The 24,713-nt window shown below is 68.0% G+C and carries 22 protein-coding genes and 1 tRNA gene; 16 read left to right on the forward strand and 7 right to left on the reverse strand.

Annotated features, from left to right (window positions below; translation table 11 throughout):
- Nucleotides 1-16: 16 nt before the first annotated feature.
- Nucleotides 17-1,147, reverse strand: coding sequence for a Re/Si-specific NAD(P)(+) transhydrogenase subunit alpha (locus ACSFA0_RS21365; RefSeq protein ID WP_435452297.1), 1,131 nt, complete (start codon nucleotides 1,145-1,147; stop codon nucleotides 17-19).
- Between the two features lie 128 nt (nucleotides 1,148-1,275).
- Nucleotides 1,276-1,701 carry an outer membrane protein assembly factor BamE domain-containing protein gene (bamE, locus tag ACSFA0_RS21370; RefSeq protein ID WP_435452298.1) on the reverse strand — a complete coding sequence of 142 codons (426 nt, stop codon included), beginning with the start codon at nucleotides 1,699-1,701 and terminating at the stop codon, nucleotides 1,276-1,278.
- 247 nt (nucleotides 1,702-1,948) lie between these two features.
- Here bamE and ACSFA0_RS21375 point away from each other — a divergent pair, with 247 nt between their 5' ends.
- From ACSFA0_RS21375 to ACSFA0_RS21395, 5 genes are read left to right on the forward strand one after another with little or no spacing between them, the layout of a single operon-like run.
- Nucleotides 1,949-2,677, forward strand: a complete 729-nt coding sequence (locus ACSFA0_RS21375) for a response regulator transcription factor (protein ID WP_435452299.1) — start codon at nucleotides 1,949-1,951, stop codon at nucleotides 2,675-2,677.
- Complete coding sequence (locus ACSFA0_RS21380; RefSeq protein WP_435452300.1) at nucleotides 2,674-4,419, forward strand: FecR family protein; 1,746 nt, start codon at nucleotides 2,674-2,676, stop codon at nucleotides 4,417-4,419. The genes ACSFA0_RS21375 and ACSFA0_RS21380 overlap by 4 nt, the downstream gene beginning before the upstream one ends.
- Nucleotides 4,420-4,427: 8 nt before the next feature.
- A complete protein-coding gene (locus ACSFA0_RS21385) occupies nucleotides 4,428-6,836 on the forward strand; it encodes a CHASE2 domain-containing protein (protein ID WP_435452301.1) in 2,409 nt (802 codons plus the stop codon).
- 17 nt (nucleotides 6,837-6,853) lie between these two features.
- On the forward strand, nucleotides 6,854-7,273 hold the full coding sequence (locus ACSFA0_RS21390) for a DUF4019 domain-containing protein (RefSeq protein WP_435452302.1): 420 nt from the start codon (nucleotides 6,854-6,856) through the stop codon (nucleotides 7,271-7,273).
- A 17-nt stretch (nucleotides 7,274-7,290) separates the two neighbouring features.
- A complete protein-coding gene (locus ACSFA0_RS21395) occupies nucleotides 7,291-7,806 on the forward strand; it encodes an NUDIX hydrolase (protein WP_435452303.1) in 516 nt (171 codons plus the stop codon).
- 16 nt (nucleotides 7,807-7,822) lie between these two features.
- On the opposite strand, the gene mnmA is transcribed toward ACSFA0_RS21395, so the two are convergent.
- On the reverse strand, nucleotides 7,823-8,944 hold the full coding sequence (gene mnmA / locus ACSFA0_RS21400; RefSeq protein WP_435452304.1) for a tRNA 2-thiouridine(34) synthase MnmA: 1,122 nt from the start codon (nucleotides 8,942-8,944) through the stop codon (nucleotides 7,823-7,825).
- Nucleotides 8,945-9,071: 127 nt separating this feature from the next.
- On the opposite strand from mnmA, the gene ACSFA0_RS21405 reads away from it, so the two are divergent.
- The 4 genes from ACSFA0_RS21405 (at nucleotide 9,072) to ACSFA0_RS21420 (ending at nucleotide 14,324) form a co-directional block, all read left to right on the forward strand.
- Nucleotides 9,072-10,082, forward strand: coding sequence for a Bug family tripartite tricarboxylate transporter substrate binding protein (locus ACSFA0_RS21405; RefSeq protein WP_435452305.1), 1,011 nt, complete (start codon nucleotides 9,072-9,074; stop codon nucleotides 10,080-10,082).
- 22 nt (nucleotides 10,083-10,104) lie between these two features.
- A complete protein-coding gene (locus ACSFA0_RS21410; protein ID WP_435452306.1) occupies nucleotides 10,105-11,766 on the forward strand; it encodes an L-lactate permease in 1,662 nt (553 codons plus the stop codon).
- Nucleotides 11,763-12,914 (forward strand): alpha-hydroxy acid oxidase, encoded by a 1,152-nt coding sequence (locus ACSFA0_RS21415; protein ID WP_435452307.1) that lies wholly within the window; start codon nucleotides 11,763-11,765, stop codon nucleotides 12,912-12,914. The genes ACSFA0_RS21410 and ACSFA0_RS21415 overlap by 4 nt, the downstream gene beginning before the upstream one ends.
- 102 nt (nucleotides 12,915-13,016) lie before the next feature.
- Nucleotides 13,017-14,324: an ArgE/DapE family deacylase gene (locus ACSFA0_RS21420; protein ID WP_435452308.1), complete on the forward strand. Its 1,308-nt coding sequence runs from the start codon at nucleotides 13,017-13,019 to the stop codon at nucleotides 14,322-14,324.
- A 25-nt stretch (nucleotides 14,325-14,349) separates the two neighbouring features.
- Here the strand turns inward: ACSFA0_RS21420 and ACSFA0_RS21425 are convergent, their stop codons facing one another.
- Nucleotides 14,350-15,162: an AraC family transcriptional regulator gene (locus ACSFA0_RS21425; protein WP_435452309.1), complete on the reverse strand. Its 813-nt coding sequence runs from the start codon at nucleotides 15,160-15,162 to the stop codon at nucleotides 14,350-14,352.
- A 221-nt stretch (nucleotides 15,163-15,383) separates the two neighbouring features.
- Here ACSFA0_RS21425 and ACSFA0_RS21430 point away from each other — a divergent pair, with 221 nt between their 5' ends.
- From ACSFA0_RS21430 to ACSFA0_RS21460, 7 genes are all read left to right on the forward strand, one after another.
- Nucleotides 15,384-16,973: an ABC transporter substrate-binding protein gene (locus ACSFA0_RS21430; RefSeq protein ID WP_435452310.1), complete on the forward strand. Its 1,590-nt coding sequence runs from the start codon at nucleotides 15,384-15,386 to the stop codon at nucleotides 16,971-16,973.
- Nucleotides 16,970-17,959 (forward strand): ABC transporter permease, encoded by a 990-nt coding sequence (locus ACSFA0_RS21435; protein ID WP_435452311.1) that lies wholly within the window; start codon nucleotides 16,970-16,972, stop codon nucleotides 17,957-17,959. The genes ACSFA0_RS21430 and ACSFA0_RS21435 overlap by 4 nt, the downstream gene beginning before the upstream one ends.
- A 1-nt stretch (nucleotide 17,960) precedes the next feature.
- The gene (locus ACSFA0_RS21440; RefSeq protein ID WP_435452312.1) at nucleotides 17,961-18,791 is read left to right on the forward strand and encodes an ABC transporter permease; all 831 of its coding nucleotides are present in this window, start codon (nucleotides 17,961-17,963) and stop codon (nucleotides 18,789-18,791) included.
- Entirely contained in the window at nucleotides 18,788-20,425 is a 1,638-nt protein-coding gene (locus ACSFA0_RS21445; RefSeq protein ID WP_435452313.1) for an ABC transporter ATP-binding protein, read from the forward strand. Before ACSFA0_RS21440 ends, ACSFA0_RS21445 begins: the two co-directional genes overlap by 4 nt.
- A gap of 104 nt (nucleotides 20,426-20,529) precedes the next feature.
- A complete protein-coding gene (locus ACSFA0_RS21450; protein WP_435452314.1) occupies nucleotides 20,530-21,456 on the forward strand; it encodes a 2-hydroxyacid dehydrogenase in 927 nt (308 codons plus the stop codon).
- Nucleotides 21,457-21,598: 142 nt separating this feature from the next.
- The gene (locus ACSFA0_RS21455) at nucleotides 21,599-22,585 is read left to right on the forward strand and encodes an alpha/beta hydrolase (RefSeq protein WP_435452315.1); all 987 of its coding nucleotides are present in this window, start codon (nucleotides 21,599-21,601) and stop codon (nucleotides 22,583-22,585) included.
- A gap of 51 nt (nucleotides 22,586-22,636) precedes the next feature.
- Nucleotides 22,637-23,359, forward strand: a complete 723-nt coding sequence (locus tag ACSFA0_RS21460) for a class II aldolase/adducin family protein (protein WP_435452316.1) — start codon at nucleotides 22,637-22,639, stop codon at nucleotides 23,357-23,359.
- A 72-nt stretch (nucleotides 23,360-23,431) separates the two neighbouring features.
- Here ACSFA0_RS21460 and ACSFA0_RS21465 read toward each other — a convergent pair.
- The 3 genes from ACSFA0_RS21465 to ACSFA0_RS21475 all read right to left on the reverse strand — a co-directional run bounded on the left by ACSFA0_RS21465 (nucleotide 23,432) and on the right by ACSFA0_RS21475 (nucleotide 24,712).
- Nucleotides 23,432-23,507 (reverse strand) — tRNA-Gly (locus tag ACSFA0_RS21465).
- A gap of 74 nt (nucleotides 23,508-23,581) precedes the next feature.
- Nucleotides 23,582-24,358, reverse strand: a complete 777-nt coding sequence (locus ACSFA0_RS21470) for a MipA/OmpV family protein (RefSeq protein WP_435452317.1) — start codon at nucleotides 24,356-24,358, stop codon at nucleotides 23,582-23,584.
- A 96-nt stretch (nucleotides 24,359-24,454) separates the two neighbouring features.
- Nucleotides 24,455-24,712, reverse strand: coding sequence for a hypothetical protein (locus ACSFA0_RS21475; RefSeq protein ID WP_435452318.1), 258 nt, complete (start codon nucleotides 24,710-24,712; stop codon nucleotides 24,455-24,457).
- Nucleotide 24,713: the final 1 nt, after the last annotated feature.

Raw genomic sequence — 24,713 nt, forward strand, 5'->3', positions numbered from 1 at the left:
TGGCTCCTTTGTTCTTCTACTTGCGTGTGACCTGGCCGTCCTGCGTGACCCGGCACGCAGCCACGATGTCGTCTTCCAGGTCGATCGTCAGGCCGCCGTCCTTCGGCAGGATGAGCTTGAGGAAATCGAGCACGTTGCGCGCATAGAGCGACGACGCATCGGCCGCCACCAGCGCGGGCAGGTTGGTCTCGCCCACGAGCGTGACGCCATGCTTGACCACCGTGCGGTCGGTCTCGGTCAGCGGACAGTTGCCGCCCACGCCACCCGCGCCCTTGCCCGCGGCGATGTCCACGATCACCGAGCCCGGCTTCATGGACTTGACCATCTCTTCGGTGATGAGCGTGGGCGCCGCGCGGCCGGGGATCAACGCCGTGCTGATGACCACGTCGGCCTGCGCCACGCGCTTGGCGACCTCGGCCTGCTGCCGCGCCAGCCAACTGGCCGGCATCGGCTTGGCGTAACCGCCCACGCCCACGGCCGCTTCCTTCTCTTCGTCGGTGTCGTAGGACACCTCGATGAACTTGCCGCCGAGCGACTCGACCTGTTCCTTGACGCTGGGCCGCACGTCGCTCGCCTCGATCACCGCGCCCAGGCGCTTGGCGGTCGCGATGGCCTGCAGGCCGGCCACGCCGACGCCGAGGATGACGACGCGCGCCGCCTTCACCGTGCCGGCCGCCGTCATGAGCATCGGGAAGAAGCGCTGGTAGGCGTTGGCCGCGATCATCACGGCCTTGTAGCCGGCGATGTTGGCCTGGGACGAGAGCACGTCCATGCTCTGCGCGCGCGTGGTGCGCGGCGCGGCCTCGAGGGCGAAGGACGTGACGCTGGCCGCAGCGAGCCGCTGCAGGCCGGTGGCATCGAAGGGATTGAGCATGCCGACGACGACGGCGCCGGGCTTGAGAAGCGGCGCTTCGGCGTCCGACGGCACGCGCACCTTCAAGACGATGTCGGCACCGAAGGCCGCTGCGGCATCCACGATCTGTGCGCCAGCGGCTTCATATGCCGCGTCGGTGACGCTGGCGGCGAGCCCGGCCCCCGACTGCACCACCACCGCGTGCCCCTGCGCCACCAGCTTCTTCGCCGTGTCGGGCGTCACGCTCACTCGGGTCTCGCCAGCCGCTGTCTCGGCCGGAACGCCAATCAACATGGTGAATCTCCTCGGGGCAGCTGCGGGCTGCATTGTTTTTCGTGGCGCAGCTTACCCGAAGAACTTTCCCCGCCCGGTCGCGGATTCCCGCACGCGACAACGCGATCCGCCGGGCTTTCAGCGTGAGGTCACCTCTCTGTGCGACGCGCCATGGACGGCGACAGCCACCGCCCACACTCGTCGGGCTGCCAGTGAAACCGACGCGCGACGTAGGCGGTGTCGAAGAGCACCTTGTAGCGGCAGGTCGTGATGCCACCGCCACTGTAGAAATGCAGGATGTAGTCCCATTCGCGGACGCCCGCGATGCCCTCGCCGAAATGTGGCGGCCCGAACCAATGCAGAAGGTGCGACTTGCGCACGCCCGGCTCGATCTCGTACAACACCTCGCGATCGGGAAAGGCGCCCTCCGGCCGCGTGGCGCTCGCCAAAGGCGGAAACACGACGCGGCGCACTTCGCCATCGTCGGTCAGGCCCTCGCTCACGTGCGTCGCACAACCGGTCGACAACGCAGCGGCCGTCAGAACAGCCGCCACAGCACGGCAGCGGCCGGACATGGAAAACAAAACCTTCAACGCGTCTCTCCCGGATCCGGCACTCGCCGGTGACGGCGCACTTTAAGCAGGCCGTCGGCGGCCTCGGAAACGCCGGAGCGGCAAAAGCGCAAATTTGGCACTTAATGACTCTTGTTGACCATTGAGATTCGGTTCCGAACACTAGTTGACAGTTGCAATCCTTGCCACAATGGTGTCAGACGGTATCGAGCGCCTAGACTCGTGACGTCGATCAAGGGAGTGATAAAAAATGCGCATAGCTGCACTGGACGACGAATCGGGTCAGCTCGACCTGATTCAGTCGACGATGGAGAGCATCGGCCATGAATGCCATGGCTTTTCCGACGGTCGATCCCTGCTGCGCGAGCTTCGCCAGCAGACCTACGATCTGCTCATCCTCGATTGGACCCTGCCCGACGTGCAAGGCCCCGGCGTCGTCAAATGGATCCGGGAAGACCTCAACAGCCGCCTTCCCATCCTGTTCGTGACCAACCGGCGCGAAGAGGCCGACATGGTCGAGGGGCTGAGCGTCGGAGCCGACGACTTCATGGTCAAGCCCATCCGGGTTCCGGAACTCGAGGCCCGGGTCAAGGCGTTGTTGCGGCGGGCGTACCCCGCACAGCATGAACCCGAACTCGCCTTCGGCCCGTATCACTTTTTCCCGCAGTCGCGCATGCTCACGTTCAAGGGGGAACCCGCCGAACTCAAGCATCGGGAGTACGAACTGGCCCTGTTTTTGTTCCAGAACCTGGGGCGCCTGCTGTCCCGCGAGCATCTGCGTGAAGCGGTCTGGGGGCTCGGCGCGGAGAATCCGTCGCGCTCGCTCGACACCCACATTTCGCGCCTTCGCACGAAACTCGACCTTCGACCTTCCAACGGCTTTCTGCTGTCGGCGATCTATGGCCTGGGCTATCGGCTCGAAGCCATCGACGGCACCGACCTTTCCGGCGCACGCGAGCCCTACGACGAGCGCGCATGAAGCCCGCGCGGGTGTTTCGCCGGCATGGGCCGGCTGGGCCGGCGGCGTTGCTGACGGCCGTGTTGTGGTTCGGTGCCCTGGTGCCCACCAGCGTGCAGGCCGCACCGCCCAAGAGCGACCTGCAACACCGCGTCGTGGCCGGCGACACGCTGCAGGGCCTGGGCGAACGCTACCTTCGCGCTCCTTCGCAGTGGCGTGAGCTGCAGACGCTGAACAAGATCGCCGATCCGCAGACCCTGGTGCCCGGCACCGTGATCCGCGTGCCGCGCCGGATGCTGCGGCCCGCCGGCCTCGCGACGGCCAGGGTCGAATTCGTCGAAGGCCTGCCACTGGGCACCACGTCGGGCAGCACGGGTCCTGGCGCAACGCCCGCCGACGATGCGAGCGCTCCGCTGGCCGCAGGCGATGCGATCACCGAAGGCATGCGCATCCAGGTGCCCAAGGATGGCTATCTGCGGTTGCGGCTGGCCGACGGCTCGGTCGTGCGAGTGCTGGCGGAGTCGGACGTGGAGCTCAAGCGGCTGCGCAGCAAGCGGGCGACCGGCCCCTACGAATCGGTGATCGACGTTCGCCGCGGCAAGGTCGAGTCCGATGTCGCCCCGCAGCAGAAGGGGCGGCGCTTCGAAATCCATGCCCCGGGCGCCGTCGCCAGCGTGCGCGGCACGCGCTTCGACGTCACGGTGGCGTCGGATGGCCGCGTTTCCACATCGGTGGCCGAAGGCCTCGTGAAGGTGCAACCGCGCAAGCCCCCGCGCCGTGGGGCGCGCAGTGCCGATGTCCGGGCCGGGCAAGGGGCGGTGGTCGCCACCGACGGCCAGCTGGACAAGCGGCCGTCGCTGCCGGACGCACCCGACCTGTCGACCCTGCCCTCGACCTACGAAGACGCCGCGCTCTTCATCCTCCACCTGCCGACGCCGCCGCCGACCGTTGCCGGCTACGAGGTGCGCATCGCGCGCGACGCGGGCATGCAAGCGGTGGCGCGCAACGGCCTGTTCCCGAGCGAGCGCGTGCAGTTTCCGGCGCTCGACGACGGCGACTACCTGCTCGGCGTGCGCGCGGTCGATGCCGACGGCCTCGCGGGCGCCGAATCGCGCCACGCCATCCGCGTCCATGCCCGCCCGGTCCCGCCGCTCTATCAGGCCCCTGCGCCGGGCGGCCGCATCACCAGCGACCTCGGTCAGCTCGTCTGTTCCGACGTGGCGGGCACCGATGGCGTGCATCTGCAGGTCGCACCGAAGTCCGATTTCACCCGGCCGGTGATCGACGAGGTGCGCCAGGGTCCGTGCCGCTTCGGCGTCGCCGCACTGGCGCCGGGCGACTACGGCTGGCGCACAGCCTCCGTCGTGAAAGACGCGAACGGCGCGCTGCGGCGCGGCCCTTTCGCGGCACCGCAGGCGTTCTCCGTGATCGCCACGCCGAACGTGCTGGGCATCGAATTCGACGACAGCAGCGAGAGCCCCACCCTGCGCTGGCAGGCCGAAGCAGGGCAGACGTTCCGCGCCCAGTTGGCGCGTGACGCCGAATTCACCGCGCCACTGCTCGACGTGGAACTCGACACGCCGAGCTGGACCCTGCGCGATGTCCCGCGCGGCAGCTACAACGTGCGCTTGCAGGCCCGCGATGCCTCGGGGCTGGTCGGGCCGTTCTCGCCAGCCCGTCGCGTTCACGTCGGGCCGGTGGTGCGCACGCTCGACGGCGGCACGCTCGGCGCGAGCGACGGCCTGCCCGTCAGCCGCCCCTGAGCATCGCCATGCCCGCCGACCGCCCGCCTCCACCCAAGGCGCCGCGACCCGCGGGCCGGCGCACGCGCCTGCGCCGGTTGCTGCTCAACCGCCTGCCCTGGCTGCTGCTGGCGACCGGCCTGGTCACGCTGGTCACGCTGTTGACCCTGCAGCAGCCGATGCCGCGCTTCGACCGCATGCTGCAGGACAACGCCCGCGCGGAGATGCGCCAGCCCCCGTCGAAGGACATCGTGATCGTGGCGATCGACGAGGCGAGCATGGCGGCGATCGGTCGTTGGCCGTGGCGGCGGGCGCTGCACGCCGAGCTGTTGCGCCGCATCGCCGCCGACGATCCGCGCTGCATCGGCCTCGACCTGCTGCTCACCGAGCCCGATCAGGCGCATCCGCACGACGACGCGGTGCTGGCGGCCGGCATCGCCGACGCGGGCTGCGTGGTGCTGCCGATGGCGCTGCAATCGCGCAGCCTGCAGGCCAACGCCGAGCTGCTGCCGGTGCCGGTCCTGGCCGACGCGGCGTCGGCCATCGGGCACGCCCACCTGTCGATCGACGAAGACGGCATCGTGCGCAGCGTCTACCTGCGCGAAGGCCTGGCTGGCCGCGCCTGGCCGCACTTCGCGCTGGCCCTGCAGCAGGCGGCCGACGCCTACGGGCGCAACCTCGCAATGCCGACGGCGCCCGACCCGCACACCTCGCCTGCGCCCGGCCCCGGTGCCTGGCTGCGCGGCAACCACGAGGTCGTGATCTTCACCGACGGCACCCCGCCGTTTCCCACCGTGTCGTACATCGACGTGCTGCGCGGCACCGTGCCGGCCGGCACCTTTCGCGACCGCTACGTGCTGGTCGGCTCGACCGCCGCCGGCCTCGGCGACAACTACGCCACCTCGGCGCCCAAACCCACCGGCCTGATGCCTGGCGTCGAGATCTTCGCCAGCGTGCTGCAGGGCCTGACGAGCGACCGCCGCGTGGTGGTCGCCCGCCCTTGGCAGGACCTGGTCTACAACCTGGCGCCGATGGTCATCGCGCTGATGGGGCTGCTGTGGCTGCGGCCCATCGCGGTGGTCGCACTGATCGGCGCGATGCTCGCGCTTCAGCTCGGCCTGCACAACGCGCGGCCCTGGGTCGGGATCCAGTTCGCGCCGGCCGCGGGCTTCCTCGGATTGGCGCTGGTCTATCCGCTGTGGAGCCTCATGCGACTTTCAGCGGCGCTGCGCTACCTGCGCTGGGGCACCGAACAGCTCAACGAAGCTCTCGACGGCCTTCCGGTGCCGCGGCCACCTCACCTCACAGGCGACTTCCTCGACCGCCAGATGGCGGCGACCTCGGCGGCCGGCCTGCGCATGCGCGACCTGCATCGCTTCGTGCGCGACGGCATCGACCACATGGCCGACGCCACACTCGTGCTCGACCGCAATGGTCGTGTCTTCATCGCCAACCTGGCCGCCGCCCGGCACTGGCACACGCCGGCGCCAGACCTCGTCGGGCGGGACGCACACACCTTGCTGGCCGACCTGCGCTGGCGCACCACCGGTGGCCCGATGGTGCTGCCCGGCGCGCTGCGGGCGCCATCGCTGGGGCCGATCCTCGGCGAGGGCGAAGACGCCCACCGCCGCATCCTGTTGCTGCGCTGCGTGCCCTTCTTCGACGCGCGCAACCAGCACGCCGGCTGGATGAGCGTGCTGGTCGACATCACGCGGATGCGCAACGCGCAGAGCCAGCGCGACGAGGCGCTGCGCTTCATCTCGCACGACATTCGGGAGCCGAGTGCGTCGATCCTCACCGCGCTCGAACTGGCACGCACGCGGCCCGACGTGCTGGCCGGCCAAGCCCTGCTCGACCGCGTCGAGCGGCATGCCCGCACCGGGCTCGAACTGGCCGACGGCTTCGTCAATCTCGCACGCGCCGAGGCGCAGCCTTTCCGCGCCGAGATGCTCGATCTGGTGGCATTGATGCAGCAGGCCATGGACAGCGCCTGGGTGATGGCGCGCAAGAAGCAGGTCGAGCTGCAGCTGATCACCACCCTCGAGGAAGCCCCCTGCCTGGCCGACCGCAGCCTGCTGACACGCGCACTGACCAACGTGCTGAGCAACGCCCTCAAGTATTCGCCGCACGGCGCCACGCTGCCCTGCACCGTCGAGGCGCGCGTCGGCGCGTGGGCACTCTCCGTCAAGGACCACGGCCCGGGCATTCCCCCCGAACTACAGTCGCAACTGTTCCAGCCCTTCCACCGACTGCATCGCGAAAGCCATCCGGAGGTCCATGGCGTGGGCCTGGGACTGTTGCTGGTGCGCACCGCCGTGCAGCGGCACGGCGGAACGATCGAAATCGACAGCGCAGCCGATGCCGGCTGCACCGTCACCCTGGTGCTCCCCCAACCCTCCGCGGCCGATATCGAGGCCGCACTCCAACACAAGGAATGAACGACATGATCCGGATGATGAAGCTTCTCTTGGCCGCCAGCCTGGCGGGATGGCTCGGCCTGGCCGCCGCGCAGGACGTGGAACCCAGCGACATGGTGCGCGGCGGGCTGCAGGCGATCCAGATGGTCGACCAGGCCAAGACTGGCGAGCTGTGGGACGGCGCCGCGGCCGGGGCGCGCAAGCGCGTGAAGCGCGCCGACTTCATCAGCCAGGTCGCCAAGGCGCGCGAGCCACTGGGCGCGGCGCAGCAGCGCACCTGGGTCTCCGTCAACCGGCAGGTGGCGAACGATGCGGATGCCGAGCTGGCCGGCCAGTACGTCAGCGTCGAGTACGAGACGCGCTTCGCCAACAAGCCGACCACGCTGGTGCGCGAGCTGGTCAGCTTCCGTCTCGACCGCGACGGGGTCTGGCGCTTCAGCGGCTACGTGCTGCGCTGAGCCGAGGCCCAGGCACCATGTCCAACCTGCGCTGGCGGCCCCACGTCACCGTCGCGGCGGTGATCGAACGCGACGGCCGCTTCCTGCTGGTCGAGGAACACACCGCGCACGGCCTCAAGCTCAACACGCCGGCCGGCCATCTCGACCCCGGGGAATCGCCGGCCGAAGGCTGCGCCCGCGAGGCGCTGGAAGAAACCGCCCACCACTTCGTCCCCACCGCGCTGGTCGGCGTGTACATGGCGCGCTTCCAGCGGCCACCGACGACGAGCGCCGAGCGGCGGGACAGCGAAGAAGACGTCACCTACCTGCGCTTCGCCTTCGCGGGCACGCTCGGCGATTTCGTGCAGGGGCGTGCGCTCGACGAAGGCATCGTGCGCACGCTGTGGATGACGCCCGACGAGATCCGCGCCAGCGTGGATCGGCACCGCAGCCCGCTGCTCCTGCAGTGCATCGAGGACTACCTGGGCGGCGCGCGCCATCCGCTGTCGCTGATCCACACCGACGCTTCGGTGTACGGGCCGCCGGGGCCCTGATCGGGCTGCGCGGTCCTCAGTCAGCGGTGGCGGTCGCAGAAGCGATCACGCCGCCGCCCAGGCACACCTCGCCGTCGTACAGCACCGCCGACTGGCCCGGCGTGACGGCCCATTGCGCTTCGGGGAAGTCGAGCGCGAACGTGCCATCGGCATCCGCCGTCAGCGTGCATGCCGCATCGGTCTGGCGATAGCGCGACTTCGCGGCATAGTCGCCGGCGACCGGCGCCTCGCCCGCCACCCAGCTCGCGTCGTCGGCCGTCAGCGCCTGCGACAGCAGCCACGGATGGTCGTGGCCTTGCACCACCCACAGCGTGTTGGCCGCCATGTCCTTGCGCGCAACGAACCAGGGCGAATGGTCGCCCGCCCCACGCTGGGCGCCGCGCGCTTTCACCCCGCCGATGCCCAGGCCCTGCCGCTGGCCCAGCGTGTAGAAGCTCAGGCCCTGGTGCTCGCCCAGCGTGCGGCCGCGCTCGTCCTTGATCGGACCGGGTTCCTTGGAGATGTAGCGGTTGAGGAACTCGCGAAACGGCCGCTCGCCGATGAAGCAGATGCCGGTCGAGTCCTTCTTCTTGGCATTCGGCAGGCCGATGGCGTCGGCGATGCGGCGCACCTCGGTCTTGTGCAGCTCGCCGACCGGGAACAGCGTCTTCGACAGCTGTGCCTGGTTCAGGCGGTGCAGGAAATAGCTCTGGTCCTTGGCCGGGTCGAGGCCCTTGAGCAGCTCGTGGCGCCCCGTGCCGTCGTTCAGGCGAACGCGGGCATAGTGCCCCGTGGCGATCTTCTCGGCCCCCAGTCGCATCGCGTGGTCGAGGAAGGCCTTGAACTTGATCTCGGCGTTGCACAGCACGTCGGGGTTCGGCGTGCGGCCGGCCTGGTATTCGCGCAGGAACTCGGCGAAGACCCGGTCCTTGTAGTCGGCCGCGAAGTTGACATGCTCGATCTCGATGCCCAGCACGTCGGCCACGCTGGCCGCGTCGACGAAGTCGATGTTCGACGAGCAGTACTCGCTGTCGTCGTCGTCTTCCCAGTTCTTCATGAAGATGCCGACCACCTCGTGGCCCTGCTGCTGAAGCAGATGCGCGGTGACGGCGGAGTCGACCCCGCCGCTCAGGCCGACCACGATGCGTTGCTTTTTCATAGGGCCGCCATTGTCCCCGCCCGGGCCGGCCGGTGCCCGTCTACGGGAAATCCCCAAGACGGCGGCGACAGCATCGACGAGCCCACGCTTCCACAATGCGGTGACAAACATCACAACAGGAGCGTCCATGCCCGTCCCATTCGACCCGCCGAGCGGCGGTCTCGTGTCGCGTCGCCGAATCTGTCAATCGATCGCGCTGCTGGCGGCCGGCGGGACCGGCACGCTGCATGCCCAGGGCGCCTGGCCGCAGAAATCGATCCGGCTGGTCGTGCCCTTCGCGCCGGGCGGCTCCAGCGAGGTGGTGGCGCGCTCGGTGGCGGGCGAACTCACCAAGCTGCTCGGCCAGAGCGTCTTCGTCGAGAACAAGCCCGGCGCGGCCGGCACCATCGCGATGCAGGACGTGGCCAAGGCCGGCGCCGACGGCTACACGCTGATCCTCGGCCACGTCGGCACGCTGGCGGTCAACCCCTACATGCTGACGAACCAGCCCTACGACGTGAACAAGGACTTCGTGCCCGTCACGCTGCTGGCCAAGGTGCCCAACGTGCTGGTGGTCCACCCCGACGTGCCGGTGAGGAACTTCAAGGAGTTCATCGCCTACGCCAAGGCGAACCCGGCCAAGCTCAACTACTCCTCGGCCGGCAATGGCAGCTCGGGCCACCTGAGCATGGAATACCTCAAGCTCACGGCCGGCTTCTTCATGACGCACATCCCCTACCGCGGCAGCGGCCCGCAGATGACCGACCTGCTGGCCGGGCGCACCCAGGTGGCGATGAACGGGCTGCCCAGCATCTCGGCCTTCATCAAGAGCGGCAAGCTGCGCGCGCTGGCGGTCGGTTCGGCCCAGCGCATCGGGGCCCTGCCCGACGTGCCGACCATCGCCGAGAGCGGCTACAAGGGCTTCGAGACCTCCCAGTGGTACGGCCTGCTGGCCCCGGCCGGCACGCCCGCGCCGGTGGTCAAGCGCCTGCAGGAAGAAAGTCTCAAGGCGCTGCGCACCGGTCCCGTGACCGAGCGCTTTGCGCACGACTCGGCGCAGGGCGTGGGCGACACACCCGAGCAGTTCGGCGCCTTCATCGCCGCGCAGCAGAAGGTCTGGAAAGAAATCGTGGTCAAGGCCGGCATCAAGCCGGACTGATCGGCAACAAACGGAGAACAACATGCCCTGGCAACAAATCTACGACCCCTTCGGCAACATGATCATCTCGACCGCGCTGGCGGCGATCCCGGTGGTCGTGATGCTGGCCGCACTCGGCTTCTTCCACATCAAGGCGCACATCGCCGCCGGCATGGGCCTGATCGCCGCGATCGTCGTGGCGGTGTTCGCCTACGGCATGCCCGCGGAGATGGCCGGGCGCGCGGCGCTGTTCGGCGGCTTCACCGGCCTGCTGCCGATCGGCTGGATCGTGCTGAACATCATCTTCCTGCACCAGCTGACCGAGCAGAACGGCAGCTTCAAGGTACTGCAGGATTCGCTCTCGGGCATCACCGAAGACCGGCGCATCCAACTGCTCTTGATCGCCTTCTGCTTCGGCGCCTTCTTCGAGGGTGCGGCCGGTTTCGGCACGCCGGTGGCGGTCACGGCCGCCATCCTGATCGGCCTGGGCTTCTCGCCGCTGGCGGCTTCGGGGCTCTCGCTGATCGCCAACACCGCGCCGGTGGCCTTCGGCGCGCTGGGCACGCCGGTGATCACGCTGGCCAAGGTGCACGGCTACGACCTGATGGAGGTCACCGCGATGATCGGCCGCCAGTTGCCCTTCTTCTCGCTGCTGGTGCCCTTCTGGCTCATCTGGGCCTTCGCCGGCCGCAAGGGCATGGCGGAGATCTGGCCGGCCATTTTGGTGGCGGGTCTGTCCTTCGCGATCCCGCAGTACCTGGTGTCGAACTTCATCGGGCCGGAGCTGGTGGACATCATCGCGGCCATCGTCTCGATGGCCTGTCTGGTCGCCTTCCTGCGCGTGTGGAAGCCCAGAACCATCTGGACCTCGGCGTCGCTGCGCGGCAAGGACATCAGCGCCCACGAAGCCAAGCCGCCACAGCCGCTCACGCAGCACAGCCGTGCCGACCTGATGCGCGCCTGGATGCCCTGGGTCATCCTGTCGGTCTTCGTCTTCATCTGGGGCCTGCCGGTGGTCAAGACCTGGCTCAACGGCCTGTTCGCGCCCGCGTTCCCGATGGGCGGGCTGCACAACCTGATCGAGAAGATGCCGCCGGTGGTGCCGCAGCCGACGAAGGAAAGCGCCGTCTACACGCTCAACATCCTGTCGGCCACCGGCACCGCGATCCTGCTGTCGGCGGTGGTGAGCGCGTTTCTCATGAAGTACAACCCGGTCGCCATCGTGCGCACCTTCTTCAACACGGTCTGGCTGGTGAAGTACTCGCTGCTGACCATCGTGTTGATGCTGGCCCTGGGCACGCTCACCCGCTACTCGGGCACCGACACCACGCTGGGCCTGGCCTTCGCCAACACCGGCGTGTTCTACCCCTTCTTCGGCACGCTGATGGGCTGGCTGGGCGTGGCGCTCACGGGCTCCGACACCGCGTCGAACGTGCTCTTCGGTGGCATGCAGCGGGTGGCGGCCGAGCAACTGGGCCTGTCGCCCAACCTGATGGGCGCGGCCAACAGCTCGGGCGGCGTGATGGGCAAGATGATCGACGCGCAGTCGATCGTCGTGGCGTCCACCGCCACGCGCTGGTTCAACCACGAAGGCGATATCCTCCGCTACGTGTTCTTCCACTCCATTGCGCTGGCCTGCCTGGTCGGCCTCTACGTCACCATGCAAGCCTACGTCTGGCCCTTCACCCTGATGGTCGTCAAATGACCGTGATCACGACCATCGAGGACCTGCGCGTGCTCGCCGAGAAGCGCGTGCCGCGCATGTTCTACGACTACGCCGACTCGGGCTCCTGGACCGAGAGCACCTACCGCGCGAACAGCGACGACTTCAAGAAGATCAAGCTGCGCCAGCGCGTGGCCGTGAACATGGAAGGCCGCACGCTGGCCACCCCGATGGTCGGCCAGATGGCGAAGATGCCGGTGGCGATCGCGCCGGTGGGGCTGACCGGCATGCAGCACGCCGACGGCGAGATCCACGCGGCGCGCGCAGCCGAGAAGTTCGGCATCCCGTTCACGCTCTCGACCATGAGCATCTGCTCCATCGAGGACATCGCGGCGAACACCAGCGCGCCCTTCTGGTTCCAGCTCTACATGATGCGCGACCGCGAATCGATGGCCCGCATGATCGAGCGCGCCCGCGTCGCCAAGTGCAGCGCGCTGGTGCTCACGCTCGACCTGCAGGTGATCGGCCAGCGCCACAAGGACCTGAAGAACGGCCTGACCGCGCCGCCGCGCCCGACGCTGCGCAACATGATCAACCTCGCCACCAAGCCCGGCTGGTGCCTGGGCATGCTGGGCACCAAGCGCCGCACCTTCGGCAACCTGGTGGGCCACGTGAAGGGCGTGAGCGACATGAACTCGCTCTCGGCCTGGACCAACGAGCAGTTCGACCCGACGCTGTCGTGGGCCGACATCGCGTGGGTCAAGCAGCAATGGGGCGGCAAGCTGATCCTCAAGGGGATCATGGTGGAAGAGGACGCACGGCTGGCGGTCGACGTGGGCGCGGATGCCATCGTCGTGAGCAACCACGGCGGCCGCCAGCTCGACGGTGCCCCGTCGAGCATCGAGGCGCTGCCGCCCATCGTGGATGCGGTCGGCGACAAGCTCGAAGTGTGGATGGACGGCGGCATCCGCAGCGGCCAGGACGTGCTCAAGGCCTGGGCGCTCGGCGCCCGCGGCACGATGATCGGCCGGGCGATGGCCTACGGCCTGGGCGCGATGGGCGAGGCCGGCGTGACCAAGGCGCTGCAGCTCATCCACAAGGAACTGGACGTGACCATGGCCTTCTGCGGGCACACGGACATCCGGAACGTCGACAAGCGGATCTTGCTGCCGGGCACCTTCCCGGTCTGAGAGTGCGACGGGGGTCGTCGTCGCCTGACATCGGCGCACTCGCGACAGTGCGCGGCCCGTTTCGAACAATGCCGCCTTCGACGCGGTGAAAGAATGGTCCCCATGCACCCAACCACCCCCGACCTCGTGGCGGACGAAGCCGCCATCGCCGCCGCCGCCCATGCCCTGCGGGGCGAGGCCGTCGCCATGCTGAGCGAACTGGTCACGCACCCGTCGCTGCTCGGCCACGAGCAGAGCGCCCAGACCTTCATGGCGAAGGCCTTCGCCGGCCTCGGGCTGCAGGTGGACGAATTCCAGATCGACGAGGAGAAGCTGAAGGCCCACCCGGGCTACTCGCCCTCCATCGTCTCGTACGAAGGCCGCACCAACGTGGTCGGCATCCACCGCCCGGGCGGCCCGTTCAAGGGCAACTCGCTGATCTTCAACGGCCACATCGACGTGGTGCCCACGGGCGCCGAGGTGCTGTGGACCGACTCGCCCTTCTCCGGCAAGGTCGACGGCGACCGGCTGTACGGCCGCGGTGCGTCGGACATGAAGGCGGGCATCGTGGCCTACACGATGGCCTTCCAGGCGTTGAAGTCGCTGGGGCTCGAACCCGCGTCGCCGGTGTATTTCCAGTCGGTGATCGAAGAGGAATGCACCGGCAACGGCGCGCTCGCCTGCCTGGTCGAAGGCTACCGCGCCGATGCAGCCGTCATCCCCGAGCCGATTGCCGAGAACGGCGTCATGACCTGCCAGATGGGCGTGCTGTGGCTGGCCATCGAGGTCTTGGGCAAGCCGGTGCACGCCTCGGTCGCGCAGACCGGCGTGGGCGCCATCGACTTCACGATGTACCTCTTCGGCGAGCTGAAGAAGCTGGAAGAAAAATGGAACGCGCCGAGCGCCCGCTACCGCAGCTACGCGCACCACAACCACCCGGTGAACTTCAACCTCGGCAAGATCAGCGGCGGTGAGTGGGCCTCGTCGGTGCCCTCGGCCTGCCGCGCCGACGTGCGCATCGGCTTCTACCCCGACATGAAGGTCGCGCAGGCCAAGCAGCAGGTCGAAGCCGTGCTGGCCGCCGCCTACGAAGCCCACCCTGCCCATGCGGCGCTGAGCTACAAGCTCGTCTACGAAGGCTTCCAGGCCGACGGCTGCCATGTGCCGGACGACGCGCCCATCGTCGTGGCCATCTCGCAGTGCCACAAGGACGTGGTCGGCCAGACGCTGGTGCCGACCGCCTTCACCGGCACCACGGACGCGAAGTTCTTCAACCTCTACGGCGAGACGCCCGCCATCTGCTATGGCCCCTCGGGCGGCGCCAACATCCACGGCATCGACGAGTGGGTGTCGATCGACAGCCTGATGCAGACGACCGCGGTGCTGGCGGTGTTCATGGCGCGCTGGTGCGGGGTGAACCAGCGGGCCTGATGCCACCGAAGGTCCGGCGAGCCGGTCATTCCGCGTCGATGTCGTTTCTGCCCAGGTAATGCTTGGGCGTCTTGCCCATCACGCGGCGAAACATCGCGGTGAAGGCGCTGGGGCTTTCGTAGCCCAGGTCCATTGCCACGGTGGTGACGGCGGTGCCCATCGAGAGGCGACGCAACGCCTCCATCAGGCGCAGTTGCTGGCGCCACATCGTGAAGGTGATGCCGGTTTCGTCGCGAAACAGCCGCGTGAGCGTGCGGCGGCCCAGCGCCCCGAAGCGCGCCCAGTCTTCCAGGTCGCCATCGCGCCCCGGGTCGGCCAAGAGCGCCTTGCAAATGCGCAGCAGCCGCGGGTCGTTGGGCATGGGCACATGCAGCGGCACCTTGGGTGCGGCGCAGATCTCGTCGAGGATGAGCCGCATCACCCGGCCGTCGCGGCCGGCCTCGTCGTAGAGCAGCGGGATGTCGATGGCCTCGATGATGAGCTGGCGCATCAGCGGCGACACCTCGATCACGCAGCATTCGTCGGGCAGATCGGGTGAGGCGTCGGGCTGGATGTAGAGCGAGCGGTTCGACACGGTCTGGCCGCGTGCGTGCATTTCGTGCTCGATGCCGCCGGGCACCCAGACGGCACGGTTGGGCGGCACCAGCCAGGCGCCTTCCTGGGTGTGCAGCGTGAACATGCCCTTGACCGCATAGGCCAGCTGCGCACGCGGGTGCGAGTGGCGCGGCACGATCATCGACGGCTCGGGATCGTGCTCCACGATGATCATCGACACGGGCCGCGGGATGTCCTGGTAGTCCTGGAAGACCTGGCTGCGAACGGGGTTCAGACGGGGCATCACCCTGTTCTCGCACGCAAGAAATGCGCCACACGAGATCAAGCACCGCCGGATCGCGCCAGCGAAAAGGTCAAGCCATCGCCACGATGGCCCGTGCGAAACAGAACTCGGCTCGAACCGTGCAATCGGCGCGCCGACCCGTCCCTACACTGAATTCGCCTTTCGACGCGCACACCGCGCTGCCCCTGCGGCGGCCCCACCCTTCTCTCCGAGGACCCCTCATGAAGAAACGCGAGTTCCACAAGTTTTTGCTTGCCGCCAGTGCCATGGGCCTGGTGGAGATTCCTCTGGGCATCACCAAGGCACATGGCCAGACGCGCGGGGGCACGCTCAATTCGATCCTGCAGCCCGAGCCGCCGATGCTCAACATCGCGGTGAACCAGCAGACGCCGACGCAGACGGTGTCGGGCAAGATGTTCCTCGGCCTGCTGACCTACGGCTTCGACCTCAAGCCCATGCCCAGCCTGGCGAAGAGCTGGACCGTGTCGCCCGACGGCCTGACCTACACCTTCAACCTCGAGCCCGAGGCCAAGTGGCACGACGGCAAGCCGCTCACGTCCGAGGACGTGCTCTACACGGTCAAGGAATTCCTGCCGACCACGCACCCACGCGCCAAGGCCGTGTTCGGCCACTGCGAATCGATCACCGCGCCCGACGCGCACACGGTAGTGTTCAAGCTCAAGGCGCCGTTCGGACCCTTCATGGGCGCCTTCGACGTGTCGAACCTGCCGGTGATGCCCAAGCACATCTACGCGGGCACCGACATCGTCAAGAACCCGGCCAACCTCAAGCCGGTCGGCTCGGGCCCCTACAAGTTCAAGGAATGGGTGCGCGGCTCGCACATTCACCTGGTGCGGAACGACGACTACTTCAAGAAGGGCAAGCCCTACCTGGACGCGATCATCTACCGCATCGTGCCCGACGGCGCCTCGCGCGCCCTCGCCCTGGAAAACGGCACGGTGCAGATGACGCAGTGGACCGACCTCGAGCTCTTCGACGCGCAGCGCCTGGGCAAGAGCAGCAACCTCGCGATGACCACCAAGGGTTACGAGTACTTCGCGCCCATCATGTGGCTGGAGCTGAACAACCGCGTGAAGCCGCTGGACGACAAGCGCTTCCGGCAGGCGATCATGCATGCGATCGACCGCAACTTCATCAAGGACAAGATCCTCTACGGCTTCGGCAAGGTCGCGACCGGGCCGATCAACTCGAAGACCAAGTTCTACGAACCCAACGTCAAGAAGTACGACTTCTCGCTCGCCAAGGCCAATGCCCTGCTCGACGAGATGGGCCTGAAGGCCGACGGCGCAGGCGTTCGCACCAAGCTGCGTCTGCTGGTGTCGCCGTATGGCGAGATGCCGGCCCGCGCCTGCGAGTACGTGCGCCAGTGCCTGTCGAAAGTGGGCATCGCGCTCACCCTGGAGACCAGCGACCCGGGCGGGTGGGCGCAGCGCGTGGCCAACTGGGACTACGACATCACGCTCAGCTGGCTCTACCAGTTCGGCGACCCGGCCCTGGGCGTGACGCGCAACTACGTGTCGACCAACATCCGCAAGCTGCTGTTCACCAACACCGGCGGCTACAGCAACCCCGAAGTCGACCGGCTGGCCCTCGCAGCCGAGAACGAAGTCACCGACGCCAAGCGCCAACCGCTTTACAGCGAGATGCAGAAGATCCTGGTGGAAGACGTACCGATCGCGTGGCTGTGCGAGATGGAGTTCCCCACCATCTACGACAAGCGCATCCAGGACCTGGTGACGACGGCCATCGGCATCCACGAGAGTTTCGACGCGGTGCACTTCAAGGCATGACGCTGAAGTGGCTGTCCGTCGCGGGCGCGCTGGGCACGCGTGTCGGCAAGATGGTGTTGGTGGTGATCCTGATCGCCATCTTCAACTTCATGCTGGTGCGCGCTGCGCCGGGTGACCCCGCGCTCGTCATCGCCGGGCAGTCCGGCGCGACCGACGAGGCCTTCATCGCCCGCGTGCGGTCCGAGTACGGGCTGGACAAGCCCCTGGTCACGCAGCTGGGCACCTACCTCGGCAAGGTGGTCACGCTCGACCTCGGCTTTTCCTACCGGCAGCAGCGGCCGGTGCTCGACGTGATCCTCGAGCGCCTGCCGGCCACGCTGCTGCTGACCCTCACCGCCTTCGTCGTCTCGCTGGCGGGCGGCATCGTGCTGGGCAGCCTGGCCGGCGTGCGCGCGGGCCGGTTGTCCGACACCCTCATCACGCTGCTGTCGCTGGTGGTCTACGCCACGCCGGTGTTCTGGATGGGGTTGATGCTGGTGCTGCTCTTTTCGGTGCAGCTCGGATGGCTGCCCGCCTTCGGCTACGGCACGGTGGGCACCAGCCTGACCGGCCTGGCCGCGGTGCTCGACAAGGCCCAGTACCTCGTGTTGCCCGGCGTCACGCTGGGCCTGCTGTACCTCGCCATCTACGCGCGGCTCATGCGCTCGTCGATCATCGAGGTGAGCCACCAGGACTACGTCAAGACCGCGCGCGCCAAGGGCGCCTCCGAGAGCCGCATCCTCTGGCGCCACATGCTGCGCAACGCGCTGCTGCCGGTCGTCACCATGGCCGGCGTGCAGGCCGGCACGCTGATCGGCGGCTCGGTCGTGATCGAGACGGTGTTCGCCTGGCCGGGCCTGGGTCGCCTGACCTACGAAGCGGTGCTGCAGCGCGACTACCAGGTGATGCTGGGCGTGTTCCTGGTGCTGTCGGTGCTGGTGATCTTCTTCAACTGGATCACGGACTTCATCTACCGCCTGGTCGATCCGCGCATCAAGGCCGCATGACATGAAAGACATGGCCCGATCTTTTCTGCGCCACCCGAGCGGCATGCTCGGCCTGGCGATCCTGCTCGCGGTGATCGCGCTCGCCATCACCGCGCCGCTGCTCTACCCCGGCAACCCCTGGGACACCGTGGCCGCGCCCTTCACGCCGCCGCGCACCGACGGCATGCTGCTGGGCAGCGACAGCCTGGGCCGCGACATCGCCGCGGGCATCGCGCACGGCACGCGCGTGTCGCTGATGATCGGCGTGGTCTCGACGCTGGTCGCGCTGCTGATCGGCGTGGTGGTGGGCGCGCTGTCGGGCTACCTCGGCGGGCGCATCGGCGAGCTGCTGATGCGCTTCACCGAGCTGTTCCAGACCATTCCCGCCTTCCTGCTGGCGATCCTGCTGGTCGCCATCCTGACGCCGTCGATCCGCACCATCGTCATCGCGATCGCGGTGGTGAGCTGGCCGCAGGTCGCGCGGCTCACGCGCGGCGAGTTCCTGGCGCTGAAGGAGCGCGAGTTCGTGCAGGCGGCGCGCTGTCAGGGCGAGTCGGCGCTGGCGCTGATCGTGCGGCACATCCTGCCGAACGCACTGTCGCCGATCATCGTGACCGGCTCGCTGGCCATCGCCACCGCGATCCTGATCGAGAGCGCGCTGAGCTTCATGGGCCTGGGCGACCCGAACCTGATGAGCTGGGGCTTCATGATCGGCGCGGCCCGCACCATGATCCGCACGGCCTGGTGGATGAGCGTCTTCCCGGGCGTCGCGATCCTCCTGACCGTGCTGGCCATCAACCTCGTCGGCGAAGGCCTCAACGACGTGCTCAACCCACGGATCTCCCGCCAATGACAGCATCCACACCGCTGCTCTCGATCCAGAACCTGTCGGTCGTGCTGCCGACTTCGGGCGATCGCAACTACGCGGTCGACCGGCTGTCGCTGGACATCGGCGAGAACGAGATCGTCTGCCTGGTCGGCGAGTCCGGCTCGGGCAAGTCGATGACGGCGCACGCCATCCTCGGCCTGCTGCCGCCGCGCGTGTCGATCGACCGCATGAGCCGTATCGAGATGATGGGCACCGACCTCACCCGCCTCGACGCGCAAGCCATGCGGCAGTGGCGCGGCGAGCGCATCTCGATGGTGTTCCAGGAACCGATGAGCGCGCTCAATCCGCTGCAGCGCGTGGGCGTTCAGGTGGCCGAAGCGCTGCAGCTGCACAACGACGCCGGCGTCTCGCGCGGCGAGATCGACGAGCGCGTCGTGGCGATCATCGATGCGGTCGGCCTGCCGTCGCCCAAACAGATCGTGCGCAGCTACCCGTTCCAGCTCTCGGGCGGCCAGCGCCAGCGCGTGATGATCGCGATGGCGCTGTTGAACAACCCACGCCTGCTACTGGCCGACGAGCCGACTACGGCGCTCGACGTGACCACGCAGCGCCAGATCCTCGACCTGATCCAGTCGCTGCAGGCGCAACGCCAGATGGGCGTGCTCTTCATCACCCACGACTTCGGCGTGGTGGCGGACATCGCCGACCGCGTGGTCGTCATGCAGCACGGCATCGTGGTCGAGCAGGGCACGCGCGACGAGGTGCTGCGCCACCCGCAGCACGCCTACACGCGCGCGCTCATCGAGGCCGTGCCCGGCCGCAAGGCCCGCGCCACCGCACGCGGCGCGGTCGATGCACAGCCACTGCTCGCGATCGAAGGGTTGAACAAAACCTTCGTGACCCGATCGGGCCTCTTCACCCCGCCGCGCACCGTGGTCGCGGCCGACAGCATCGACTTGACCATCACCGAGGGCGAGACGGTGTCGGTGGTGGGCGAGTCGGGTTCCGGCAAGTCCACGCTCGGGCGCATGGTGATGCGGCTGATCGAGCCCGACAGCGGCAGCATCCTGTTCGCAGGCAAGCCGGTGGGGCACAGCGTGGCCGAAGTGCGCGAGTACCGGCGCCAGGTGCAGATCATCTTCCAGGACCCGTTCGCTTCCCTGAACCCGCGCCAGAAGGTCGGCGAGGCCATCGCCCGCGGGCCGATCATCTTCGGCATGCCGCGCGCCGAAGCGCTGAAGATCGCCGCCGCCCTGCTCGATCGCGTGGGGCTGAGCGCGGCGGCGGTCGACCGCTTTCCGCACGAGTTCTCCGGCGGGCAGCGCCAGCGCATCTCGATCGCGCGGGCGCTCGCCCTGAAGCCGCGGCTGCTGATCGCCGACGAGGCGGTGTCGGCGCTCGACGTGTCGGTGCAGGCGCAGGTGCTGGCCTTGCTCGCCGAGTTGAAGACCGAGTTCGGGCTCACCATGATGTTCATCACGCACGACCTGCGGGTGGCGGCGGAGATCTCGAATTCGGTGGTCGTCATGCAGAAGGGCCGCATCGTCGAGCGCGGCGCGCCGGCCCAGCTCTTCAGCAACCCGCAGCATGACTACACCCGCCAGTTGCTGGGTGCGATGCCGGGGCTGGATTTTTTCGAGCACCGCATCGCGGCCTGATGGGGGCCACGGAAGTCCGTCGCGTGGCAGGTGCGGACAAAATACCCCGATCCGACCACCCCGCCCGCAGACCACACGCTGGCACAGCATCTTCTTGCTCCTTCATGACCCTCGTCGCCCTCCTCAGCCAATCCGCCAACCTCGACTTCCTGCGCCCCATGCTGACCGCCGCCAACCCATCGCTCGACGTGGCGACCTGGCCCGATCCGCGCTGCCTCGACGCGGAGGTCGCCGTCTGCTGGAACGCCCCGCCCGGCGTGTACGCGAAGATGCCCCGGCTGCGCCTGGTGCACAGCATCGCGGCCGGCGTCGACAACGTGGTCGCCGGGCAGGACGTGAGCGCGTTGCCGGTCTGCCGCGTGGTCGACCCGATGCTCGCCGAAGGCATGCTGCAGTTCGTGTTGTGGGGCGTGCTGCACTTCCACCGCAAGCTCGACCAGGCGATGGCCAGCCAGCGCATCCACGAATGGAAGCGCCCGCGGCAGACGCCGGCCTCGGCCTGCCGCATCGGGCTGATGGGCATGGGCGAACTCGGCGGCCACATCGCCCGGCGCCTGCCCTTGCTGGGCTACCCGGTGAGCGGCTGGGCACGCACGCCCCGCGACATTCCCGGTGTGACGATGTTCAGCGGCGATGCGGGCTACGACGCCTTCCTCGCGCAGACCGACGTGCTGGTGTGCCTGCTGCCGCTGACGGCGCAGACACGCGGCATCCTCGGCGAGCGCACCTTCTCGGCGCTGCCCAAGGGCGCGGCGCTGATCCACTGCGGCCGCGGCGAGCACCTGGTCGAGGACGACCTGGTCGCGGCGCTCGGCAGCGGCCAGTTGCGCGGCGCCATCGTCGACGTGTTCGAGCAGGAACCGCTGCCCGCCGACCACCCGTTGTGGACCACGCCGGGCCTGGTCGTCACGCCGCACATGGCAACCATGGCGACCTACGACGTGGTGGTGCAACAGGTGGTGCGCAACATCGCGCAGATGCACGAAGGCGCGCCGTACTTCAATCAAGTCGACATGGCGCGCGGGTATTGATGAAACACCCCCGAAGCGCCTTCGGCGCCTCCCCCTCAAGGGGGCGACACCAGCGGCCTGGCGAGGCCAGTTCCGCGGTGTCCCTGGCATTTGCTGCATGCGCCTTGACGCCCCGGAATCTTCACTCGTCATACCCATCGCCATGAACCAGCTCGACCCCGCCTTCGCCGCATCGACCCAGGGCGCCAAACCGGCGCCGCTCGACCCGCAGATTCAGCTCTTCGTGCGGCGCATGAGTGCGGACGCGTCGAAGTTCCCACGTCGCGACACGGTGTCGATCGCCGAGGGCCGCGCCATCGCGGAGCAGGTGCGCGCGCCCTGGGCGGCCGGCGGCCCGGTGATGGCACGCACGACGGAGCAGCGTGTGCCCACGCGCCACGGCGACGTGCTGATCCGCACCTATGTGCCGAAGGAACGCCGCATGCCGGGCGCCTTCTTCTACATCCACGGTGGCGGCTTCGTGCTCTTCAGCATCGACACGCACGACCGGCTGATGCGCGAGTACGCCGAGCGTGCCGGCATCGTGGTGATCGGCATCAATTACACGCGCGCGCCCGAAGCCAAGTTCCCGCAGCCGATCGAGGAGTGCATCGACACGGTGGGCTGGCTCATCGCCAACGCAGCCGACATCGGCTTCGACCCGCAGCAGTTCTTCATCGGTGGCGACTCGGCCGGCGGCAACCTGTCGCTGTGCACCGCGATGCACTTTCGCGATGTCGGCCACAGCCCGATCCGCGGCATGGTGCTCAACTACGCGGGCTGCAGCACCGACCTGTACCAGGACTCGGTGGTGCGCTACGGCGCGGGCGACTACGGCCTGTCGCTGCACATGATGGTGTGGTTCTACCGGAACTACCTGGGCCGCAAGGCCGACTACACCGACCCGCGCATGAACCTGCTGGACGCCGACCTGCACGACATCCCGCCGGCCTTCCTGGTCATTGCGGAATGCGACCCGCTGTACGACGGTCAGATCGAGATGGTCGACGCGATGAAGGCCGCCGGCGTCGATGTCGACGCAAAGGTCTACCAAGGCACGGTCCACAGCTTCCTCGAAGCCGTCTCGGTCGCCGACGTGGCAGGCATCGCCTTCGACGACACGGTACGCTGGCTGCAGGAACACGCCTGAGCCCTTGCCGCCCGCAGAACACCACCAGAACAACACTCAGAGCCATCCGACATGCCCACCCTCACCGACGCCGAACTCCAGACCCGCCGCGACCTCGCGTCGCTCTACCGCCTGGTCGCCCACTTCCGGATGACCGACCTGATCGACACGCACATCAGTGCGCGCATCCCGGGCACACCCGACCACTTCCTCATCAACCGCTACGGCGTGCTGTTCCACGAGATGCGGCCGGAAGACCTGGTGAAGATCGACCCGACCGGTGCGGCGGTCGAGGCCAAGGACACGAGCGAGCGCGTCAACGCCGCCGGCTTCACCATCCACTCGGCCGTGCACATGGCGCGCCACGACCTGGCCTGCGTGATCCACACGCACACGGCCGACGGCATCGCGGTGTCGTGCCAGGAGGAAGGCCTGCTGCCCATCTCGCAGCACGCGTTGAAGTTCTACGGCCACCTCGCGTACCACGACTACGAAGGCATCGCGCTCGACCTGGACGAGCGCGACCGCCTGGTCGCGAGCCTGGGGGAACACCGCGCGATGATCCTGCGCAACCACGGCCTGCTGGCGGCCGGCCGCACCATTGCCGAAGCCTTTCTCAACATCTATTTTCTGGAACGCGCCTGCCAGGCGCAGACCCGGGCGCTGAGCGGCGGGCAGAAGATCATCTACCCGCCCGTGGCCGTGCGCGAACGCACCGCCGACCAGTTCAACCGCGAGGAAGGACTGGAGCATGCGCAGATGGCGTGGGAGTCGGCGCTGCGGCTGATCGCCTGACAGCGCGGGAACTGGAAAGGTCCGGCCAACGAAAAAGGCCACCGGGTGAGGTGGCCTTTTCGTTGTCGAATGTGGAGCGGGATAAGAGACTCGAACTCTCGACCTATACCTTGGCAAGGTATCGCTCTACCAACTGAGCTAATCCCGCATTTGCAGCCCACGATTATAGCCCAAGAATCAGCAGGCGCACGGCGAGCGGTCGCGGTCGGCGAACCGCGGTGCTCAGAAGCGGTAGAGATAGCCGATGGCGACGGCCGGCACAGTCTTCTTGTCGACCAGCGGGCTGTCCTTGATCTCCTTGCCGAGCGCCGTGGCGCTGACATCGAGGAAGAGCGACTGGCGTGGGTCCAGCACATACGCGGTCCGCAGCCCGGCCTGGACATTGACCGTCGACTTGCCCTCGTACGCGGCGCGTGACGCCGTGGCTTCGGCGCCGGTCACGCCGTAGTAGTAGTCGACGTATTGCTTGTCGGCCCACAGCACCGAAGCGCGCGGCGTGAAGACGAAGCGGCCGGACGTGAAGCTACGTTCGATGCCGAGCCTGGCCTGCGTGCCCTTGCTGTGGCCCGACACGTCGCCCAGCAGCTCGAGCGACAGCTTGGCGACATCGGCGTTCCAGGTGGCCGCGCCGCCGACCCAGAAGCCGGCCTTGCGCTTGTCCATGCCGGCAAGGACGGGCGCGTCGTCGGCCTCGTAGCCGTCGCCGAGCGCGTACTTGCCACGCAGCGCGAAGGCGAAGCGTTCGGTCCTGGCGAACTTCCAGTCGGCGGTCAGGCCGGCGAAGCGAAAGTATTCGCTGTCGTAGGTCAGCAGCGGCAGCAGGCGCTTGTTGTTGTCGATGCCGGTGTAGGGCTGGCGCTCGACGCCGGCGCCGATGCCCAGGCCCCACACGCCGGGCGCGCCGGGTTTCCATTCCTGGCCGACCGCCGCGCAGGACACGGCGAGCGCGCAGAGCGACAGAGCAAGAGGTGCGAAGCGGCGAGGAGAGGACGAAGGCATGTGGATTCCGGAAGGCGATGGAGAGAAAGAAGGATGAGGCCACAGGGCCTCGAACCGGGCTTTATGGCGGCCTTGGCGGCCCTTGGCGGGCGAAGGTCAATCGGGCACGAACTTCGCCTTGAACTTGGCCTCGTCCCCCGCGTCCTCGAAGGTGGCGAGCTGGCCGGCCTTGTTGTCCGCGATACGGTGGGCCGCGAACAGGCTGTAGCGGCCCTTCAGGTAGTAGCTCTCCATCTCGATGAACATGTACGGGTAGGGCACGAACACCTGGTGTGCGAACACCACCCGATGAAGGTTGCGCGGGTTGGGAAAGAGCTTGTACTCCCCCGTGGTGATGGCTTGGGCGGTGGCCATG

Source organism: Variovorax restrictus, from assembly GCF_051216715.1.
Lineage (GTDB): Bacteria > Pseudomonadota > Gammaproteobacteria > Burkholderiales > Burkholderiaceae_C > Variovorax.

Excerpts from the sequence above, each read along its gene's own strand:
- ACSFA0_RS21365 (WP_435452297.1), bottom strand. The coding sequence starts at position 1,147 with ATGTTGATTGGCGTTCCGGCCGAGACAGCGGCTGGCGAGACCCGAGTG.
- bamE (WP_435452298.1), bottom strand. The coding sequence starts at position 1,701 with ATGTCCGGCCGCTGCCGTGCTGTGGCGGCTGTTCTGACGGCCGCTGCG.
- ACSFA0_RS21375 (WP_435452299.1), top strand. The coding sequence starts at position 1,949 with ATGCGCATAGCTGCACTGGACGACGAATCGGGTCAGCTCGACCTGATT.
- ACSFA0_RS21380 (WP_435452300.1), top strand. The coding sequence starts at position 2,674 with ATGAAGCCCGCGCGGGTGTTTCGCCGGCATGGGCCGGCTGGGCCGGCG.
- ACSFA0_RS21385 (WP_435452301.1), top strand. The coding sequence starts at position 4,428 with ATGCCCGCCGACCGCCCGCCTCCACCCAAGGCGCCGCGACCCGCGGGC.
- ACSFA0_RS21390 (WP_435452302.1), top strand. The coding sequence starts at position 6,854 with ATGAAGCTTCTCTTGGCCGCCAGCCTGGCGGGATGGCTCGGCCTGGCC.
- ACSFA0_RS21395 (WP_435452303.1), top strand. The coding sequence starts at position 7,291 with ATGTCCAACCTGCGCTGGCGGCCCCACGTCACCGTCGCGGCGGTGATC.
- mnmA (WP_435452304.1), bottom strand. The coding sequence starts at position 8,944 with ATGAAAAAGCAACGCATCGTGGTCGGCCTGAGCGGCGGGGTCGACTCC.
- ACSFA0_RS21405 (WP_435452305.1), top strand. The coding sequence starts at position 9,072 with ATGCCCGTCCCATTCGACCCGCCGAGCGGCGGTCTCGTGTCGCGTCGC.
- ACSFA0_RS21410 (WP_435452306.1), top strand. The coding sequence starts at position 10,105 with ATGCCCTGGCAACAAATCTACGACCCCTTCGGCAACATGATCATCTCG.
- ACSFA0_RS21415 (WP_435452307.1), top strand. The coding sequence starts at position 11,763 with ATGACCGTGATCACGACCATCGAGGACCTGCGCGTGCTCGCCGAGAAG.
- ACSFA0_RS21420 (WP_435452308.1), top strand. The coding sequence starts at position 13,017 with ATGCACCCAACCACCCCCGACCTCGTGGCGGACGAAGCCGCCATCGCC.
- ACSFA0_RS21425 (WP_435452309.1), bottom strand. The coding sequence starts at position 15,162 with ATGCCCCGTCTGAACCCCGTTCGCAGCCAGGTCTTCCAGGACTACCAG.
- ACSFA0_RS21430 (WP_435452310.1), top strand. The coding sequence starts at position 15,384 with ATGAAGAAACGCGAGTTCCACAAGTTTTTGCTTGCCGCCAGTGCCATG.
- ACSFA0_RS21435 (WP_435452311.1), top strand. The coding sequence starts at position 16,970 with ATGACGCTGAAGTGGCTGTCCGTCGCGGGCGCGCTGGGCACGCGTGTC.
- ACSFA0_RS21440 (WP_435452312.1), top strand. The coding sequence starts at position 17,961 with ATGAAAGACATGGCCCGATCTTTTCTGCGCCACCCGAGCGGCATGCTC.
- ACSFA0_RS21445 (WP_435452313.1), top strand. The coding sequence starts at position 18,788 with ATGACAGCATCCACACCGCTGCTCTCGATCCAGAACCTGTCGGTCGTG.
- ACSFA0_RS21450 (WP_435452314.1), top strand. The coding sequence starts at position 20,530 with ATGACCCTCGTCGCCCTCCTCAGCCAATCCGCCAACCTCGACTTCCTG.
- ACSFA0_RS21455 (WP_435452315.1), top strand. The coding sequence starts at position 21,599 with ATGAACCAGCTCGACCCCGCCTTCGCCGCATCGACCCAGGGCGCCAAA.
- ACSFA0_RS21460 (WP_435452316.1), top strand. The coding sequence starts at position 22,637 with ATGCCCACCCTCACCGACGCCGAACTCCAGACCCGCCGCGACCTCGCG.
- ACSFA0_RS21470 (WP_435452317.1), bottom strand. The coding sequence starts at position 24,358 with ATGCCTTCGTCCTCTCCTCGCCGCTTCGCACCTCTTGCTCTGTCGCTC.
- ACSFA0_RS21475 (WP_435452318.1), bottom strand. The coding sequence starts at position 24,712 with ATGGCCACCGCCCAAGCCATCACCACGGGGGAGTACAAGCTCTTTCCC.